This window comes from Nocardioides sp. URHA0032, assembly GCF_000620645.1.
GTDB lineage: Bacteria > Actinomycetota > Actinomycetes > Propionibacteriales > Nocardioidaceae > Nocardioides.
Genome location: NZ_KK211159.1, coordinates 530,621 through 545,036, shown reverse-complemented (window position 1 = coordinate 545,036; position 14,416 = coordinate 530,621). Strand labels below are relative to the sequence as shown.

Here is a 14,416-nt window from a genome sequence, read left to right as displayed (position 1 = left end):
GGTGACATGAGGACCACGGTCCCCGGGGTGCTCCGTGCTGCCGCGGCACGCTTCGGCGACGAGGCGGCGTACGTCGAGGCCGGGGCGTCGCTCTCGTTCACCGGGCTCCTCGAGCGGGTGCGCCGCACCGCGGCCGGCTACCGGCTCCGCGGCCTCGCCCCGGGCGGCCGCGTCGTCGTCTGGGCGCCGAACAGCGTCGACTGGGTGGTGGCCGCGCTCGCCGTGTCGTACGCCGGCGGCACGCTGGTGCCTGCCAACTCCCGGTACACCGGGCACGAGGTCGCCGACCTCGCGGACCGCACCGGCGCGGTCCTCGTGGTGGTCGCCGACGGCTTCCTGGGGCGCACCCAGGGTGCCGACCTGCGCGCCGCCAGCGACCTCGCCACCGTGCGCGAGGTCGTCGACATCGCGCACCTCTCGTCGGTCGAGGCGGAGGCGGGAGACATCGACACCGTGGCGGCTGCGGTCTCGCCCGATGACGTCGCCGACATCCTGTTCACCTCGGGCACGACCGGTCGCCCCAAGGGTGCGATGTCCGCGCACCGGCAGACGGTCGGCGTCGCGGATGCCTGGGGCTCTCTCGGGGGCGTGACCAGCGACGACCGGTACCTGGTGGTCAACCCGTTCTTCCACTCCTTCGGCTACAAGGTCGGCATCGTCACCGGCCTGCTCACCGGCGCGACGCTCTACCCGCTCGCGACCTTCGACCTCGACGAGACGATGCGGCTGATCGAGGCCGAGCGGATCACGGTGCTGCCCGGCGCGCCGACGATCTACCAGTCCCTGCTCGCCGCTCCCGGACGCACCGAGCGCGACCTCTCGTCGCTGCGCCTCGCGGTCACCGGCGCCGCCGTCGTCCCCGTCGTGCTCATCGAGCGGATGCGGGAGGAGCTCGCGATCGACCAGGTCGTGACGGCCTTCGGCATGACCGAGGCGGTGGTCGTGACCATGTGCCGCGAGGGTGACTCCGCCGAGACGGTCGCGACCACCTGCGGGCGCGCGATCCCCGGCATGGAGACGAGCATCGCCGAGAACGGCGAGCTCCTGGTCCGCGGCGAGTTCGTGATGCTCGGCTACCTCGACGACCCGGAGGCGACCGCCGAGGCGATCGACGGGGACGGCTGGCTGCACACCGGCGACGTGGGCGTGCTCGACGAGGACGGCAACCTCACCATCACCGACCGGCTCAAGGACATGTACATCTCCGGCGGATTCAACGTGTACCCCGCCGAGGTCGAGCAGGCGCTCGCCCGGATGGACGGCGTGAGCGACGTCGCCGTGGTCGGCGTGCCCGACGAGCGGATGGGCGAGGTCGGCATGGCGTACGTCGTCGGGTCGGTCTCCGCCGACGACGTCATCGCCTTCGCGAGGCAGCGGCTGGCGAACTTCAAGGTGCCGCGGCACGTCGAGCTGGTCGACGCGCTGCCACGGAACCTGTCCGGCAAGGTGCTGAAGACGGAGCTGAGGGGTCTCGATACGCCTCCTCGTCCCTCGGCGGCTACTCGACCACCGAACACGGAGAAGGAAGCCTGACCGGGATGGACCTGACGCTGAGCGAGTCGGAGCTCGCCTTCCAGGCCGAGGCACGCGAGTGGCTCGCGGCCAACGTGCCGGGCGAGCCGCTGCCCTCGATGGACACCGCCGAGGGCTTCCTCGCCCACCAGGCGTGGGAGCGCAAGCTCGCCGATGCCCGGTGGTCGGTGGTGTCGTGGCCCGAGGCGCACCACGGCCGTGAGGCGTCGCTGGTCGAGTGGGTGGTGTTCGAGGAGGAGTACTACCGCGCCGGTGCGCCCGGCCGGGTGAGCCAGAACGGCATCTTCCTGCTCTCGCCGATCCTCTTCGACCACGGCACCCCGGACCAGCAGGACCGGTTCCTGCCGTCGATGGCGACCGGGGAGCAGGTCTGGGCGCAGTGCTGGTCCGAGCCCGAGGCCGGGTCCGACCTCGCCTCGCTCCGCTCGACCGCACGTCGCGACGACGAACGCGGCGGCTGGGTGCTCAACGGCCAGAAGACCTGGTCCTCCCGGGCGACGTTCGCGCACTGGGGGTTCGGGCTGTTCCGCTCGGACCCGGAGGCCCAGCGGCACCACGGCCTGACGTACTTCCTCTTCCCCCTCGACGCCGACGGCATCACCGTCCGCCCGATCGCCCAGCTCGACGGCGAGGCCGGGTTCGCGGAGATCTTCTTCGAGGACGTGTTCGTGCCCGACGCCGACGTGCTCGGCGCCCCCGGCGACGGGTGGCGGGTCGCGATGTCGACGGCCGGCAACGAACGCGGGCTGTCGCTGCGCTCCCCCGGCCGCTTCTGCGCCGCCGCCGACCGCCTGGTCGACCTCTACCGCGAGCGCCCCGACCCGGCGTTCAGGGACGGTGTCGTCGACGCCTGGCTCGGTGCGCAGGCCTACCGCCTCTACACCTGGGGGACGGTCACCCGCCTGGCCGGAGGCGGCGACATGGGCGCCGCCGGCTCGGTCAACAAGGTGTTCTGGTCCGAGCTGGACGTCGCCCTTCACGAGACCGCGCTCGACCTGCTCGGGCCGGAGGCCGAGGTCGGGTCGAGGTGGCTCGACGGCTACACGTTCTCGCTCTCCGGGCCGATCTACGCGGGCACCAACGAGGTCCAGCGCAACATCGTCGCCGAGCGGATCCTCGGCCTGCCTCGGGAGGTGCGCGGGTGAGGTTCGAGCTCGACGACGACCAGCGCGACTTCGCCGCCGCGCTCGAGAGCCTGCTCTCCGCAGCCGACCCGGTCGGCGCCGCGCGGGCGTGGGCGGAGGACGACCACGGCCCGGGCCTGAAGCTCTGGGCCCGGCTGGCCGACCTCGGCGTCACCTCGCTCGCGACCGACGCGACGCCGGTCGAGGTCTGCCTGGCGTTCGAAGCACTCGGCCGGCACGCCGTGCCCGGCCCGTGGGTCGAGTCCGCGGCGTACCTCCCGGTGGCGCTGGGGCGCGAGGTCGACGGGGTGGCCACCGTGGCACTGCCGCCACACGTGCCGTACGCGCTCGACGCCGACGTCGCCGACCGGGTGTACGTCGGCTCGTCGCCCGCGACGTCCGTCGGCGAGCGGGTCGGCTCGGTCGACCGCACCCGGCACCTGTTCCCCGTCAGCGGCGACGGCGAGGTGCACGAGGAGGCCTTCGACCTGGCCGTGCTCGCGACCGCGGCCCAGCTGCTCGGCGCCGGCGAGCGGATCCTCGCGGACTCGGTGACGTACGTGCAGCAGCGCAAGCAGTTCGGCCGCGAGATCGGGTCCTACCAGGCGATCAAGCACGCGCTCGCAGACGTCCGCATCGCCCTCGACTTCGCCCGTCCGCTCGTGCTGGGCGCGGCGCTCGGCGAGGTGCCGGCCTCGGCCGCGAAGGTGTCAGCGGGGGACGCGGCGTACCTCGCGTCCCGCACGGGGCTGCAGGTGCACGGCGCGATCGGCTACACCCAGGAGTTCGACCTGAGCATCTGGCTGACCAAGGTGCGCGCGCTGGTGACGGCCTGGGGCACCCCGGCGTACCACCGCGGCCGGGTCCTGGCAGGGCTGCTCTGATGGAGTTCGCGCTCTCGGAGGAGCAGCAGGAGCTGGCCTCGACGGTGCGTTCGCTGCTCGACAGGCGCGGCGACCCCCGGGTCGAGCGGTACGACGAGGAGCTCTGGCAGACGCTGTGCGACCAGATCGGGGTGGCCGCCCTCGCCGTCCCGGAGGAGCACGACGGCTTCGGCGCCTCGCTCTTCGAGGCGGCCGTCGTGCTGGAGGAGATCGGCCGCTCGCTCGTCCCGTCGCCGCTGCTCAGCTCGGTGGTGACCGCGGAGGCGCTGCTGGCCGGCGCGGACGACGACGCGAAGGCCCGGCTGCTCCCCCGCATCGCGGCCGGCGAGGTCGCGGCGCTCGTCGACGGAGCCCTGGACGATGCCGGCCCCGTGCTGGACGGTGACCTCGCGAGCATCGTCGTGGTCGCCACGGACGACGGGCTCTTCGAGGTCGAGGACGCCGAGCGCGCCTGGGTCCCGAGCATGGACCAGACGATCCGTCTCGCGACGGTGACGGGCGGCACGAGCACCCGGATCGGTGACGGCCCGGCGGCCCGCGACCGGGCGCGCCTGGTCGGTGCGGTCGGCTGTGCCGCGCTGGCCGCCGGGTGCGCGGCGCGCGCCCTCGACATGACGGTGGCCTACTCGCAGGAGCGGGTGCAGTTCGGCCGGCCGATCGGGTCCTTCCAGGCGCTCAAGCACCGGATGGCGGACATGCTGGTGCTGGCCGAGATGTCGCGGTCGGCGTCCTGGGCGGGGTCATACGCCGTCGCGACGCACGCCGACGACGCCGAGGAGCTCGCCCACGTCGCGAAGTCCTACTGCTGCGAGGCGCTCGCCACGATCGCCGGCGAGACCATCCAGCTGCACGGCGGCATCGCGATCACCTGGGAGCACGACGCGCACCTGGTCTTCAAGCGCGCGCACGCCCTCGGCCAGCTGTACGGATCGCCCCGCGAGCACCGCGCCCGCGTGACACTCTGAGGCCATGGGTCTCGAGCTCCCCCGGCCGGTGCGCGTCCTCGGTCCCGCGGACCTGGTGCCGGCCGACCCGACGCCGGGCATGGACCGCGAGCGCGCGTTCGAGCTGCCGTTGCTGTGGGCCGGGCAGGTCGAGACGGCGCCCGGTGCGGTGTCCGGCTGGCACCACCACGACCGCAACGAGTCGAGCCTGTACGTCGTGCGCGGGGTCCTGCGCTTCGAGTTCGAGGGCCACGAGGGCTACCTGGACGCGGTCGCGGGCGACTTCGTGCACGTGCCGGCGTACACGGTCCATCGCGAGAGCAACCCGGCCGGCGAGCCGTCGCTCGCCGTGATCGCCCGGGTCGGCGGCGGGACCCCGACCGTCAACGTCGCCGAAGCGCCTGCGCCGCACCGTCGCGACCACTAGCGTCCAGTCATGCGTGTCCTCATCCTGGGGGCCGGCTTCGGTGGGCTCGAGCTGGCCACGGCACTCGACGGGGCGCTCGGCGCTGCCGTCGAGGTGACCCTCGTCGACCGGGCCGACGGCTTCGTCTTCGGGTACTCCAAGCTCGACGTGATGTTCGGCCGGGCGACCGCCGAGCACGTCGTGCACCGCTACGCCGACCGGGTCCCGAACGGCGTCCGGTTCGTCCAGGCCACCGTCACGTCGATCGACCCGGTCACCCGCCGCGTCGAGACCGACGCCGGCTCGCTGGACGGCGACGTCCTGGTCGTCGCGCTCGGCGCGGACCTGCACCCCGAGGCGACGCCCGGGCTGCTCGAGGCCGGCCACGAGTTCTACACGGTCGCCGGGGCGTTCGCGCTCCGCCACGTCATCGACGCCTTCCCCGGCGGGCGCGTGGTCGTCGCCGTCACGTCCACGCCGTTCAAGTGCCCGCCGGCGCCGAGCGAGACGGCGCTCCTGGTCCACGACCACCTCCGCCGGCGCGGCCTGCTGGACGTCTCGACCGTCTCGCTCGCGATGCCACTCGGCGCGCCGATCCCGCCGTCGCCGTCCGCCTCGGCCGCGCTGCTGGCGGAGTTCGCCGAGCGCGGCATCGCCTGGCACCCGGGCGCGACGGTGCGCTCGCTCGACCCCCAGCGCCGGGTGGCCGTCCTCGCCGACGGCGCCGAGCTCGCGTTCGACCTGTTCCTCGGCGTCCCCGTGCACCGCGCTCCCGACGTCGTGGTCGCGGCCGGGCTCACCGAGGACGGCTGGATCCCGGTCGACCCCTCGACCCTGCGGACCCGCTTCGAGGACGTGTACGCCGTCGGCGACGTCACCAGCGTCGGCACGCCGAAGGCGGGTGTGTTCGCGGAGGGCCAGGCGGCAGTGGTGGCGGCCCAGCTGGTCGCCCGGGCGCGCGGCGAGTCGTCCGCGGCGACGTACGACGGCCACGGCATCTGCTACCTGGAGTTCGGCGGCGGCGAGGTCGGCAAGGTCGACGTGACGTTCCTGAGCGGGCAGGCGCCGACCGGCGCGCTGGAAGGCCCCAGTCGGGCGCTCGCGGCGGACAAGGCGGCGTTCGGGACGGACCGGGTACGGCGCTGGTTCGGGCGCGACTGGCGCCCGTAGTCAAGGGCTGTTCCGGGGCTGTGCACGTCTCGTGGACCACTCGTTACCGACCGCTCTGGACCGATCGGCCCGGTTCGGGCGGAAACCTCCTCAGTCACACCCGTCACTCCTAGCGTCGTCGCCATGACGACCTTCATGACCAACCCGTCGGACCTCGACCTGCACCTCGAGCCGCACTTCGACGGCGTCGGCGACCGCCAGGAGCAGGCACCGGCCACCGTCGCCAACCCGCGTCGTACGACGTGGACGGGGTTCGCCAAGAGCGACGCGGACCGGCTGCCGTCGTACTGACCGGGTCTAAACGAGTGGCCGAGGGAGCGCGTTGTCCGAGATGCTCTCGGCAATGAGCCCTCTTCACCACCAGACCGCGGGCCGGGGCCCGACCGTCCTCCTCCTCCACTCCGGCGTCACCGATCTGCGGCAGTGGGATCCGCAGTGGGAGGCGCTCGCCAGCCACCACCGCGTGGTCCGCTACGACCGGCGCGGCTGGGGCCGAAGCCCGCTGCCCACGGAACCGTCTGCCGCCTACTCCGACGCCGAGGACGTCATCGGCCTGCTCGACGAGCTCGGTATCGAGGAGGCGGCCCTGGTCGGCTCCTCGGCCGGCGGCGTGATCGCCCAGCAGGTTGCCTCGGCATGGCCGGGCCGAGTCAGCCGGCTGGTGCTGCTGTGCGCTGATGCCGACGACGTCGACCCGACACCGGCGGCGCGGGCGTTCGCCGAGCGCGAGGAGGCGCTGCTGGAGGCGGGTGACGTCACCGGTGCGGTGGAGCTCAACGTCGAGACCTTCCTCGGGCCGGAGGCGAGCACCGCGACGCGGACGCTGGTCCGCGAGATGCAGCGCACCGCGTTCGAGGTCCAGCTCGCTGCCGGCGACGACGTGCCCAGCGAGCCGGGTCCCCCCATCGACCTGACGCGGGCCACCATGCCGGCGTACGTCGTCAGCGGGGCTCGTGACCTCGACTACTTCGCGCTGGTGGCCGACGCTCTTGCGCAGAGACTTCCTGACGCGCGCCGCACCGTGCTGCCGTGGGCGGGTCACCTGCCCAACCTCGAGCGGCCGGACGAGGTCACCACGCTCCTGCTGGACGCGCTCGCCTGACCCGGAACCAGTGCCCGGCTGCGCCGGGGTCGTCGAGTGACGCGAAAAGGCTGGAGAACGGCCCGTTTTGGAGCCATCTCACGTCACTCGACGGCGAACAGCCGCCTCAACGCGGACCGGTGGTCCGGTACTCGCCGCGGTAGAACAGCAGCGGGTCCCGGTCGCCGTCGTCCTGGATCGCGAGGTCCACGACCCGCCCGATCACGACGTAGTGGTCGCCGGCCTCGTGCACCGCGTGGATGGTGCAGTCGACCCGGGCGAGCGCGCCGTCCAGCATCGGCGAGCCGGTCTCCGGCGACGGGGTCCACTTCACGTCGGCGAACTTGTCGACGCCGCGGCTGGCCATCGTGTTCGACAGCTCGGCCTGGTCGGCGGCCAGGAAGCTCACGCAGAACTTGCCCGAGCGCTGGATCAGCGGCCATGCCCGCGAGGACTTCGCCGGGATGAAGACCACCAGCGGGGGCTCGAGCGACACGCTGGAGAACGACTGGCAGGTCAGGCCGACCGGCTCGCCGCCCGACGTACCGGTGACGACGGTGACGCCCGAGGCGAACCGGCCCAGGACGTCGCGGAAGCGCCGCGCGGCGGCGACGTGCTCGGGGTCGTCGTGGACAGCGACGTCCTCACCCGGACGGAACTCGAAGTCGATGTCCTGGTCGCCCAGCCAGGAGTTGATCAGCTCGGGGCTCGGCCAGGTCTCCCGCGCGTCCGGGCTCATCCCGTCGGGGATCTCATCGTCCGAAGCTCCACGGTCCGAGGCCATGACGTCAGTCTTCCACCGCGTCGGAAGTCACTGGGCTCCAGCACCGAAGTCGTGGCCCCAGTACGACACCGCGGTCGACTCCCGCGCCACCCAGCGCGCGTCGTCGACGGTGAGGCCGTCGGTGCCGAACTCGACGTCGAAGCCGCCCGGCGACTTCACGTAGAACGAGACCATCTCGTCGTTCATGTGCCGCCCCAGGGTCGCCGACAGCGGCGCCTGGTGCTTGCGCACCCGCTCCAGCGCTCGACCGACGTGGTCGAGCTCGTCGACCTCGAGCATGATGTGCACGCACTTGGCCGGGTTCGGCATCGGCAGGAACGCCAGCGAGTGGTGCCGCGGGTTCACGCCGAGGAACCGCAGCCAGACCTTCGAGCCCGGCTCCTTGCCGACGAACTCCCCCGGCATGCTCATCGAGTCACGCAGCCGGAAGCCCAGCACGTCGGTGTAGAAGCGGAGCGCCTCCACGTCGTCGAGGACCGGGAGCACGATGTGGCCCATGCCCTGGTCGCCGGTGACGAACGTGGCGGCGTACGGCGTGACGACCGGCCGCGACTCGTAGGTGATGCCGTGGAACAGCTCGAAGACGTTGTCGAACGGGTCGGAGAAGCGGATCAGCTCCTGGACGCGGCGCTCGTCGAGCTCCTCCTTCGTGCCCTCCTCGAAGTCGACGCCGGCCTTCTGGAGGTGCTCCCGCGCCTCCTGCAGGGCGCGGTGGTCGGCGAGCTCCCAGCCCACGCAGTCGAGCTGGTCGACGTCGGACGGTACGACGACCAGTCGCGCGGAGACCTCGTCGATCCGCCAGTACTGGTGGTCAGGGTTCGGCCCGCGGCCCTTCGCCAGCCCCAGGACCTTGCCGGCGAAGGTCTCCCACTGCGCGAGGTCCGTGCTGGCGACCCGGACATAGCCCATGGACTTGACGTCGATGCTCACGCGCGGCTCCTCTCGACATGGCGGGCCAGGAACGCGGTGGAGATCTCGGCGAACTCATCCGCCGCCTCGATCTGCGCCCAGTGCCCGCAGTTGGGGAAGACATGCAGCTGCGCCTTGGGGATCAGCTTGAGCGCGGTGAAGGCCCCGTCGAGCGGGTTGACCCGGTCCTCGCGGCCCCAGGTGAGCAGCGTGTGCTTGCGCAGGTGGTGCGCCTCGCGCCACAGCATGCCGTCCTCGGCGGTGTCCGGGTTCCAGAACGACATGCCCATCGAGCGCATCGCGTCCTGCGCGCCGGGCGCCGTCGCGTCCGCGAACCGCTCCTCGACCAGCTCGTCGGTCACCAGCTCCTGGTTGACGACCATGGTCGAGATGAACGCGCGGAGGTTCTCGCGGGTCGGCTCGGCGGCGAAGTCCATCAGCCGCTGCACGCCCTCGGTCGGGTCGGCGTGGAACAGGTTGAGCGACAGGCCGCCCGGGCCCATCAGGATCAGCCGGCCGACGCGGTCGGGGTAGGTGAGCGCCAGGCGCATCGCCGTACCGCCGCCGAGGCTGTTGCCGAGCAGGTGGACGCGCTCGATGCCGAGCTCGTCGAGCAGCGCGACCACGTGGTCGGCGGCGTGGCGGTAGAAGTTGCCGACGACCGGCGGCTTGTCGGAGCCGCCGAAGCCGGGCTGGTCCACGAGCAGGGTCCGGAACGACGCGGCGAACGTCGGCAGCGCGCTGCCGAAGTTCGACCACGCCGATGCCCCCGGCCCACCGCCGTGCAGCATGACGAGTGGCAGTCCACCGCCCGGGCCGGTCGGCTCCGTCGACGCGGGGCCGGCCTCGTAGTAGGTGAGCGTGATGTCCTTCGCGTTGGCGGATCGCCGGACGCTCTCCTTGGTGATCGTCACCATGTCGGCCAACTCAGTACATCCCCGGGTCGACCTTGTGCCCGAACTCGTGGGCGCCGTACATCTGCAACGCCCGCTCCGGGTCGTTCGCGGCGTGCACCCGGCCGGCGTGCGCGTCGCGCCAGGCCCGCTGGAGGTAGGAGCCGGTCGCGAGCGCCCGGCCGCCGGACGCCTCGAAGAGCGAGTCGATCGCGTCGATCGCGCGCTGGGTGCCGAGCACCTGGTCGCGGCGCACCTTGAGCCGCAGCTGCAGCGGGATCTTCTCGCCGCGCGCGACGCAGGCCTGCTCCTCGCGGATGTTGTTGACCAGCAGCGCCCACGCGGCGTCGATCTCGGAGGACGCCTTCGCGATCCGGACCGCCGCGAACGGGTCGAGCGACGCCTTCTCACCGAGGTACGCCGCCCGCACGCGCTTCTGCTGCATGTCGACGTGCTCGGCGTACGCGCCCGCCGCCATGCCGATGATCGGCGTGGTGATGGTGCCCGTGAAGATCGAGTGGAACGGCAGCTTGTACAGGTCGGAGGTGTTCTGCTCCTGGCCCGGGCCGAAGCACCGGCCGGTGTCGCTCATCGACAGCGTGAAGGCCTCCGGCACGAACACGTCCTCGACCACGATGTCGTTCGAGCCGGTGCCGGCCAGGCCGACGACGTTCCAGACGTCCACGATCGTGTAGTTCTCGCGCGGCACCATGAAGGTCTTGAAGTCCACGACGTTGCCGTCCGCGTTGAACACCAGCCCGCCCAGCAGCACCCAGCTGCAATGGTCGCAGCCGGACGAGAAGCTCCACTTGCCGGAGAGCGTGTAGCCGCCTTCGGTCAGCACCGCCTTGCCGGTCGGCGCGTACGACGAGCTCAGCCGGGTCGTGGTGTCGGCACCCCAGACGGCCTGCTGCGCCTCGTCGGCGAACAGCGCGACCTGCCACGGGTGCACGCCCACCACGCTGGAGACCCAGCCGGTCGAGCCGCAGGCGCCCGCGATGTCGCGGACGGCGGTGTAGAAGTCGACGGGGTCGGCCTCGTGGCCGCCGAAGCGGCGCGGCTGGAGCAGCCGGAAGAACCCGACCTCCTCCAGCTCCTTGATCGAGGCCTCGGGAACCACGCGAAGTCGCTCGGCCTCGTCGGCCCGCTCCCGGATACCGGGGAGCAGATCACGGACGCCGTCGAGAACAGCCTGGGACATCGCATCTCCTGTCACGTGTACGGACAGGTCGATACTAGAACACGTTCTCGTTTCGGGCCAGACGCGGGGCCTCGTCGGGCTCGGCCCGGGGTGGACTGGACCAGAGGGGGTGATCGGGTCCTTCCGCACCACCAATTTTGGGGAGACGCCCCGGGCGCAACCACCAGCGGCGGCGCCGACGCCGTTCGCTGTCCAGCGTGGGGAATCGGGGGAAGCGCGCCGCGGCGCGCGTGTGTGCAGGTGCGGCCGTCGTCGCCGTCGTGACGGTGGGGGCGGCGGCCGGGCCCGCGCACGCCCAGCGGATCGCACTCCAGCTGGCACCGGCCGACAGCATGACGGCGCTGGTCCCGGCCGCCTCCCGCTCGGCCGACCGGAGACAGGCACAGGTCCTGGCCCGCACGGTCGCGGCCGCGGCCACCTGGCACGTCTCCCCCCGCCTCCTGCGACCCCACCCGACCGACAGCGCGGGCACGGCCGCCGCCCGGCAACGGTTGGCCGACCTCGCCACCCGGCTGCGAGACCGCACGACGGCGTACGACGCGGCGCAGGAGGCCGCGTGGGCGGCCGGCGCCGCGGCACGCGCGGCCGACGCGCAGCTGCGGGCGGCGCGGGCTGCCCTGGGTGCCGCTCAGCAGCAGTACCGTCATGACCGCGACGTCCTCGTCTCGGCGCTCACCGGCAGCTACACGATGACGCAGCTCGCGCCGGTCGCGGCAGCGCTGACCGCGGACGACGCGAGCGTCCTCGAGGACCTGACCCGCCTGGAGGAGCTCGGCCGCAGCCAGGTCGCCGCCGTCGAGGCCGCGGACCGGTCCCGGGATGAGCTCGCGGTCGCCGAGCTCGCCTTCGACGTGGCGGCGCGGGAGGCGGACGGGCGACTGGGAGCCGCCCGCGAGGCGCTGGCCGCGGCGGACCGGGCGCACCGGTCCGTCCTCCTGGAGGTGCGCTCGGCGCAGTCGGAGCTCGCGGAGCTCGCACGCGAGGACCGCGTCGTGCGCGACGCCCTCGCCGACGGGTACCGCGGGGCGATCACGTTCCCCCTCGCGCCAGGCACGCCGTTCCGAGACCTCGACAACTTCGGAGCCCGGAGCGGTCGCTGGCAGTCCACCCACACCGGTGACGACCTCGCCGCGGCCTGCGGCTCGCTCGTCGTCGCCGCCAACGGCGGGACCGTGATGGTCCGCACCGACCAGGCCTGGTCGGGTCGTTGGCTCGTGATGGTCAGCACGGCGACCGGGTCGCTCACCACCTGGTACGCCCACCTGCAGGCTCTCGAGGTCGCCGACGGCCAACCCGTCGTGTCGGGCGCCCCCATCGGCCGGGTCGGCCAGGAGGGCAACGCCACCGGTTGCCACCTCCACTTCGAAGTGCATCCCTTCGGCGGCAGCATCTACGAGGACGACACCGATCCCCGCGCGTGGCTCCTGGCGACGGGCGCGTACCCGGCCTGACCGGTGCCGGCGTACCCACGCCCTTGGTCCGGTTGAGACGCTGTCCGGGTGGAGGTCCTGCCCGACATCGTGGCGCCCGAGCCGCGCATCGTCTTCTGCGGGCTGGCGGGCGCGGAGAGCACCAGGCTGCGCGACCACTACTACGAGACTCCCGGCAACAGCTTCTGGGAGTCGCTGCACCTGAGTGGCCTGGCGCCGCGGCGGCTGCGGCCCGACGAGGACGCCCGGGTCGCCGAGCTGGGCCTGGGCCTGACCGACCTGGTCGGGCACTGGGACCCGCGCTGGGTCGAGATCGACGCGCTCGTGGAGAAGCTGGAGGGCTGGCGGCCCGACTGGCTCGCGTTCACCAGCAAGACGGTCGCTCACGAGGCGGCCCGGGCGCTCGGCGTACGGCGTCCCGGGCTGGGCCCGGCCGACTGGTTCCTCGGCCCGGCCCAGGTGTTCGTCCTGCCCGGCGTGAGCGGGGCGAACCAGCGCAAGGACTACGACGGGCGGCCGAACCGGCTCTCGTGGTGGCGCGACCTCGCCGCGCTCGCCGGCTAGAAGCCCTGGGGCTGGGTGAAGAAGCCGTCCGGGTCGTACTGCCCGCGCACCCGGGTGAGCCGGTCGGCGTTCGCACCGAAGTACGCCGTCAGGTAGTCCTCGATCGTCGGGTCGGCGTAGTTGACGTAGGCGTGGTTGCCCCAGTGCGGCAGCATCGCCGCACGGAAGCCGCGCACGTAGTCGTCGGCGGACCTCGGACTGCCGGGCGGGAACGTCGCCGTGTACTGCACCGTCGCGAGTGCCCGGCGGTGCACGAACGCCGTGTCCGCCGGCGCCAGGTCGGCGACCTTGCCGCCCAGCGCGTCCATCGAGATGCCGGCCTCCTTCAGGCCGGAGGACTGCGCGGCCCGCACCTGGTCCAGCAGGTCCGCGATCCCGTCGTCGTCGAGCGCGTCGTACATCACGTGCGAGGTGGCCGCGAGCGACTCGCGCTCCCCCGAGCCGGCGTACGCCTGCATCGCCTCGAGGTAGCCGCGGACATGGTCGGAGCGGACGCTCGGGCTCGGCACGTGGTCGAGAAGGCCGGCGAGCTGGCCGTCGAGCTCGGCCGTGGGTCCCGTCCAGGTGCCCGAGAGAAGCAGCGTCGGCTCGCCCGGGTGCGTGGCGCCGCCCAGCATCTTCAGGGTCGACCAGAGCCGGTCGTCGGCCGTCGGCGCCCACTGCTGCCACGCCTCGACGACCTGCGCCGCGGCCGGGAACGGCCAGGAGAGGAACGTCGAGCTGATCGTCGGCGCGGCGACCGTGTCGAGGACGAACGACGTGACCATGCCGAGGTGTCCCCCGCCGCCGCCGCGCAGCGCCCAGAACAGGTCGGGCTCCTCGTCGGCGGTGGCGGTGCGCAGCTTCCCGTCCGCGGTCACCACCCGCATCGAGGTGACCGCGTCGCAGGCGAGCCCGAGGGCGCGGGTGAGCACGCCTACCCCGCCGCCGAGCGTCAGCCCAGCGATGCCGACCGTCGCGCAGGAGCCGGCCGCGATCGCCCGCCCCCGCCGGCCGATCTCCTCGTAGACGTGCGCGAGCGCGGCACCCGCCCCGACGGTGGCCGTCGCCCCGTCCAGCTGCACCTGGTCGAGCGGCCGGCAGTCGAGCACGAGAGCGCGCGGCGAACCGCCGCCGGACCAGCCGGGGTAGCTGTGCCCGCCCGACCTCAGCGCGACCGGGACGTCGTGGTCACGCGCGAAGATCAGGCCCGTGGCGACGTCCTGCTCCGACGCCACCGAGAGGACCGCGAGCGGGTGCTCGCCGTCGTACCGGGGGTTCTGGAGCAGGCGGACCTGGTCGTACGCCGGGTCACCTGGGCGCGTGAGCGTGCCCCGGACCGACCGCTCGAGGCGGCCCCAGCGGATCTTGCCGCTCGTCGTCGGCGAGGACCCGCTCGGGGTGGGCGACGGCGACGGACGGTCGCCGTCCGACGAGCACGCCGACAGCGCCCCGACGGCGCCCGCGCCGAGGACCGCCCGTCGTGTCCAACCCGTCACGCCGCCCACGCTAGC

Annotated in this window: 15 protein-coding genes; 10 read left to right on the top strand and 5 right to left on the bottom strand. The window is 72.9% G+C overall.

Annotated elements, in window-relative coordinates:
• Window positions 1–6: 6 nt before the first annotated feature.
• From N538_RS25895 to N538_RS0116315, 8 genes are all read left to right on the top strand, one after another.
• Window positions 7–1,533, top strand: a complete 1,527-nt coding sequence (locus N538_RS25895) for a FadD3 family acyl-CoA ligase (RefSeq protein ID WP_051549366.1) — start codon at window positions 7–9, stop codon at window positions 1,531–1,533.
• A 5-nt stretch (window positions 1,534–1,538) separates the two neighbouring features.
• Entirely contained in the window at window positions 1,539–2,678 is a 1,140-nt protein-coding gene (locus tag N538_RS0116345; protein ID WP_028638172.1) for an acyl-CoA dehydrogenase family protein, read from the top strand.
• The gene (locus tag N538_RS0116340) at window positions 2,675–3,541 is read left to right on the top strand and encodes an acyl-CoA dehydrogenase family protein (RefSeq protein ID WP_028638171.1); all 867 of its coding nucleotides are present in this window, start codon (window positions 2,675–2,677) and stop codon (window positions 3,539–3,541) included. Before N538_RS0116345 ends, N538_RS0116340 begins: the two co-directional genes overlap by 4 nt.
• Entirely contained in the window at window positions 3,541–4,506 is a 966-nt protein-coding gene (locus N538_RS0116335) for an acyl-CoA dehydrogenase family protein (protein ID WP_028638170.1), read from the top strand. The genes N538_RS0116340 and N538_RS0116335 overlap by 1 nt, the downstream gene beginning before the upstream one ends.
• Window positions 4,507–4,510: 4 nt before the next feature.
• On the top strand, window positions 4,511–4,912 hold the full coding sequence (locus tag N538_RS25890; protein WP_036570785.1) for a cupin domain-containing protein: 402 nt from the start codon (window positions 4,511–4,513) through the stop codon (window positions 4,910–4,912).
• Between the two features lie 9 nt (window positions 4,913–4,921).
• A complete protein-coding gene (locus N538_RS0116325) occupies window positions 4,922–6,061 on the top strand; it encodes an NAD(P)/FAD-dependent oxidoreductase (protein WP_028638169.1) in 1,140 nt (379 codons plus the stop codon).
• 123 nt (window positions 6,062–6,184) lie between these two features.
• On the top strand, window positions 6,185–6,352 hold the full coding sequence (locus tag N538_RS28590; protein ID WP_155992162.1) for a hypothetical protein: 168 nt from the start codon (window positions 6,185–6,187) through the stop codon (window positions 6,350–6,352).
• Between the two features lie 52 nt (window positions 6,353–6,404).
• The gene (locus tag N538_RS0116315) at window positions 6,405–7,163 is read left to right on the top strand and encodes an alpha/beta fold hydrolase (protein WP_028638168.1); all 759 of its coding nucleotides are present in this window, start codon (window positions 6,405–6,407) and stop codon (window positions 7,161–7,163) included.
• Window positions 7,164–7,269: 106 nt separating this feature from the next.
• On the opposite strand, the gene N538_RS0116310 is transcribed toward N538_RS0116315, so the two are convergent.
• The 4 genes from N538_RS0116310 to hsaA are packed head-to-tail and all read right to left on the bottom strand — an operon-like array spanning window position 7,270 to window position 10,929.
• Window positions 7,270–7,926, bottom strand: a complete 657-nt coding sequence (locus tag N538_RS0116310; RefSeq protein ID WP_231496246.1) for a flavin reductase family protein — start codon at window positions 7,924–7,926, stop codon at window positions 7,270–7,272.
• A 27-nt stretch (window positions 7,927–7,953) separates the two neighbouring features.
• The gene (hsaC, locus tag N538_RS0116305; RefSeq protein WP_155992160.1) at window positions 7,954–8,856 is read right to left on the bottom strand and encodes an iron-dependent extradiol dioxygenase HsaC; all 903 of its coding nucleotides are present in this window, start codon (window positions 8,854–8,856) and stop codon (window positions 7,954–7,956) included.
• The gene (gene hsaD / locus N538_RS0116300) at window positions 8,853–9,752 is read right to left on the bottom strand and encodes a 4,5:9,10-diseco-3-hydroxy-5,9,17-trioxoandrosta-1(10),2-diene-4-oate hydrolase (RefSeq protein WP_028638165.1); all 900 of its coding nucleotides are present in this window, start codon (window positions 9,750–9,752) and stop codon (window positions 8,853–8,855) included. Before hsaD ends, hsaC begins: the two co-directional genes overlap by 4 nt.
• A 10-nt stretch (window positions 9,753–9,762) precedes the next feature.
• Window positions 9,763–10,929: a 3-hydroxy-9,10-secoandrosta-1,3,5(10)-triene-9,17-dione monooxygenase oxygenase subunit gene (gene hsaA / locus N538_RS0116295; RefSeq protein ID WP_028638164.1), complete on the bottom strand. Its 1,167-nt coding sequence runs from the start codon at window positions 10,927–10,929 to the stop codon at window positions 9,763–9,765.
• A gap of 197 nt (window positions 10,930–11,126) precedes the next feature.
• On the opposite strand from hsaA, the gene N538_RS0116290 reads away from it, so the two are divergent.
• Both N538_RS0116290 and N538_RS25885 read left to right on the top strand, forming a co-directional pair.
• Window positions 11,127–12,380, top strand: a complete 1,254-nt coding sequence (locus tag N538_RS0116290; RefSeq protein ID WP_155992158.1) for a M23 family metallopeptidase — start codon at window positions 11,127–11,129, stop codon at window positions 12,378–12,380.
• Between the two features lie 48 nt (window positions 12,381–12,428).
• A complete protein-coding gene (locus N538_RS25885) occupies window positions 12,429–12,923 on the top strand; it encodes a mismatch-specific DNA-glycosylase (RefSeq protein WP_051549365.1) in 495 nt (164 codons plus the stop codon).
• Here N538_RS25885 and N538_RS0116280 read toward each other — a convergent pair.
• The gene (locus N538_RS0116280) at window positions 12,920–14,401 is read right to left on the bottom strand and encodes an FAD-binding oxidoreductase (protein ID WP_028638162.1); all 1,482 of its coding nucleotides are present in this window, start codon (window positions 14,399–14,401) and stop codon (window positions 12,920–12,922) included. The two genes, N538_RS25885 and N538_RS0116280, sit on opposite strands and share 4 nt — an antisense overlap.
• Window positions 14,402–14,416: the final 15 nt, after the last annotated feature.

What these genes read in the sequence shown, in the direction of transcription:
- N538_RS25890 (WP_036570785.1), top strand. Translation starts at nt 4,511, where the DNA reads ATGGGTCTCGAGCTCCCCCGGCCGGTGCGCGTCCTCGGTCCCGCGGAC.
- hsaD (WP_028638165.1), bottom strand. Translation starts at nt 9,752, where the DNA reads ATGGTGACGATCACCAAGGAGAGCGTCCGGCGATCCGCCAACGCGAAG.
- N538_RS0116325 (WP_028638169.1), top strand. Translation starts at nt 4,922, where the DNA reads ATGCGTGTCCTCATCCTGGGGGCCGGCTTCGGTGGGCTCGAGCTGGCC.
- N538_RS0116335 (WP_028638170.1), top strand. Translation starts at nt 3,541, where the DNA reads ATGGAGTTCGCGCTCTCGGAGGAGCAGCAGGAGCTGGCCTCGACGGTG.
- N538_RS0116345 (WP_028638172.1), top strand. Translation starts at nt 1,539, where the DNA reads ATGGACCTGACGCTGAGCGAGTCGGAGCTCGCCTTCCAGGCCGAGGCA.
- N538_RS25895 (WP_051549366.1), top strand. Translation starts at nt 7, where the DNA reads ATGAGGACCACGGTCCCCGGGGTGCTCCGTGCTGCCGCGGCACGCTTC.
- N538_RS28590 (WP_155992162.1), top strand. Translation starts at nt 6,185, where the DNA reads ATGACGACCTTCATGACCAACCCGTCGGACCTCGACCTGCACCTCGAG.
- N538_RS0116315 (WP_028638168.1), top strand. Translation starts at nt 6,405, where the DNA reads ATGAGCCCTCTTCACCACCAGACCGCGGGCCGGGGCCCGACCGTCCTC.
- N538_RS0116310 (WP_231496246.1), bottom strand. Translation starts at nt 7,926, where the DNA reads ATGGCCTCGGACCGTGGAGCTTCGGACGATGAGATCCCCGACGGGATG.
- hsaA (WP_028638164.1), bottom strand. Translation starts at nt 10,929, where the DNA reads ATGTCCCAGGCTGTTCTCGACGGCGTCCGTGATCTGCTCCCCGGTATC.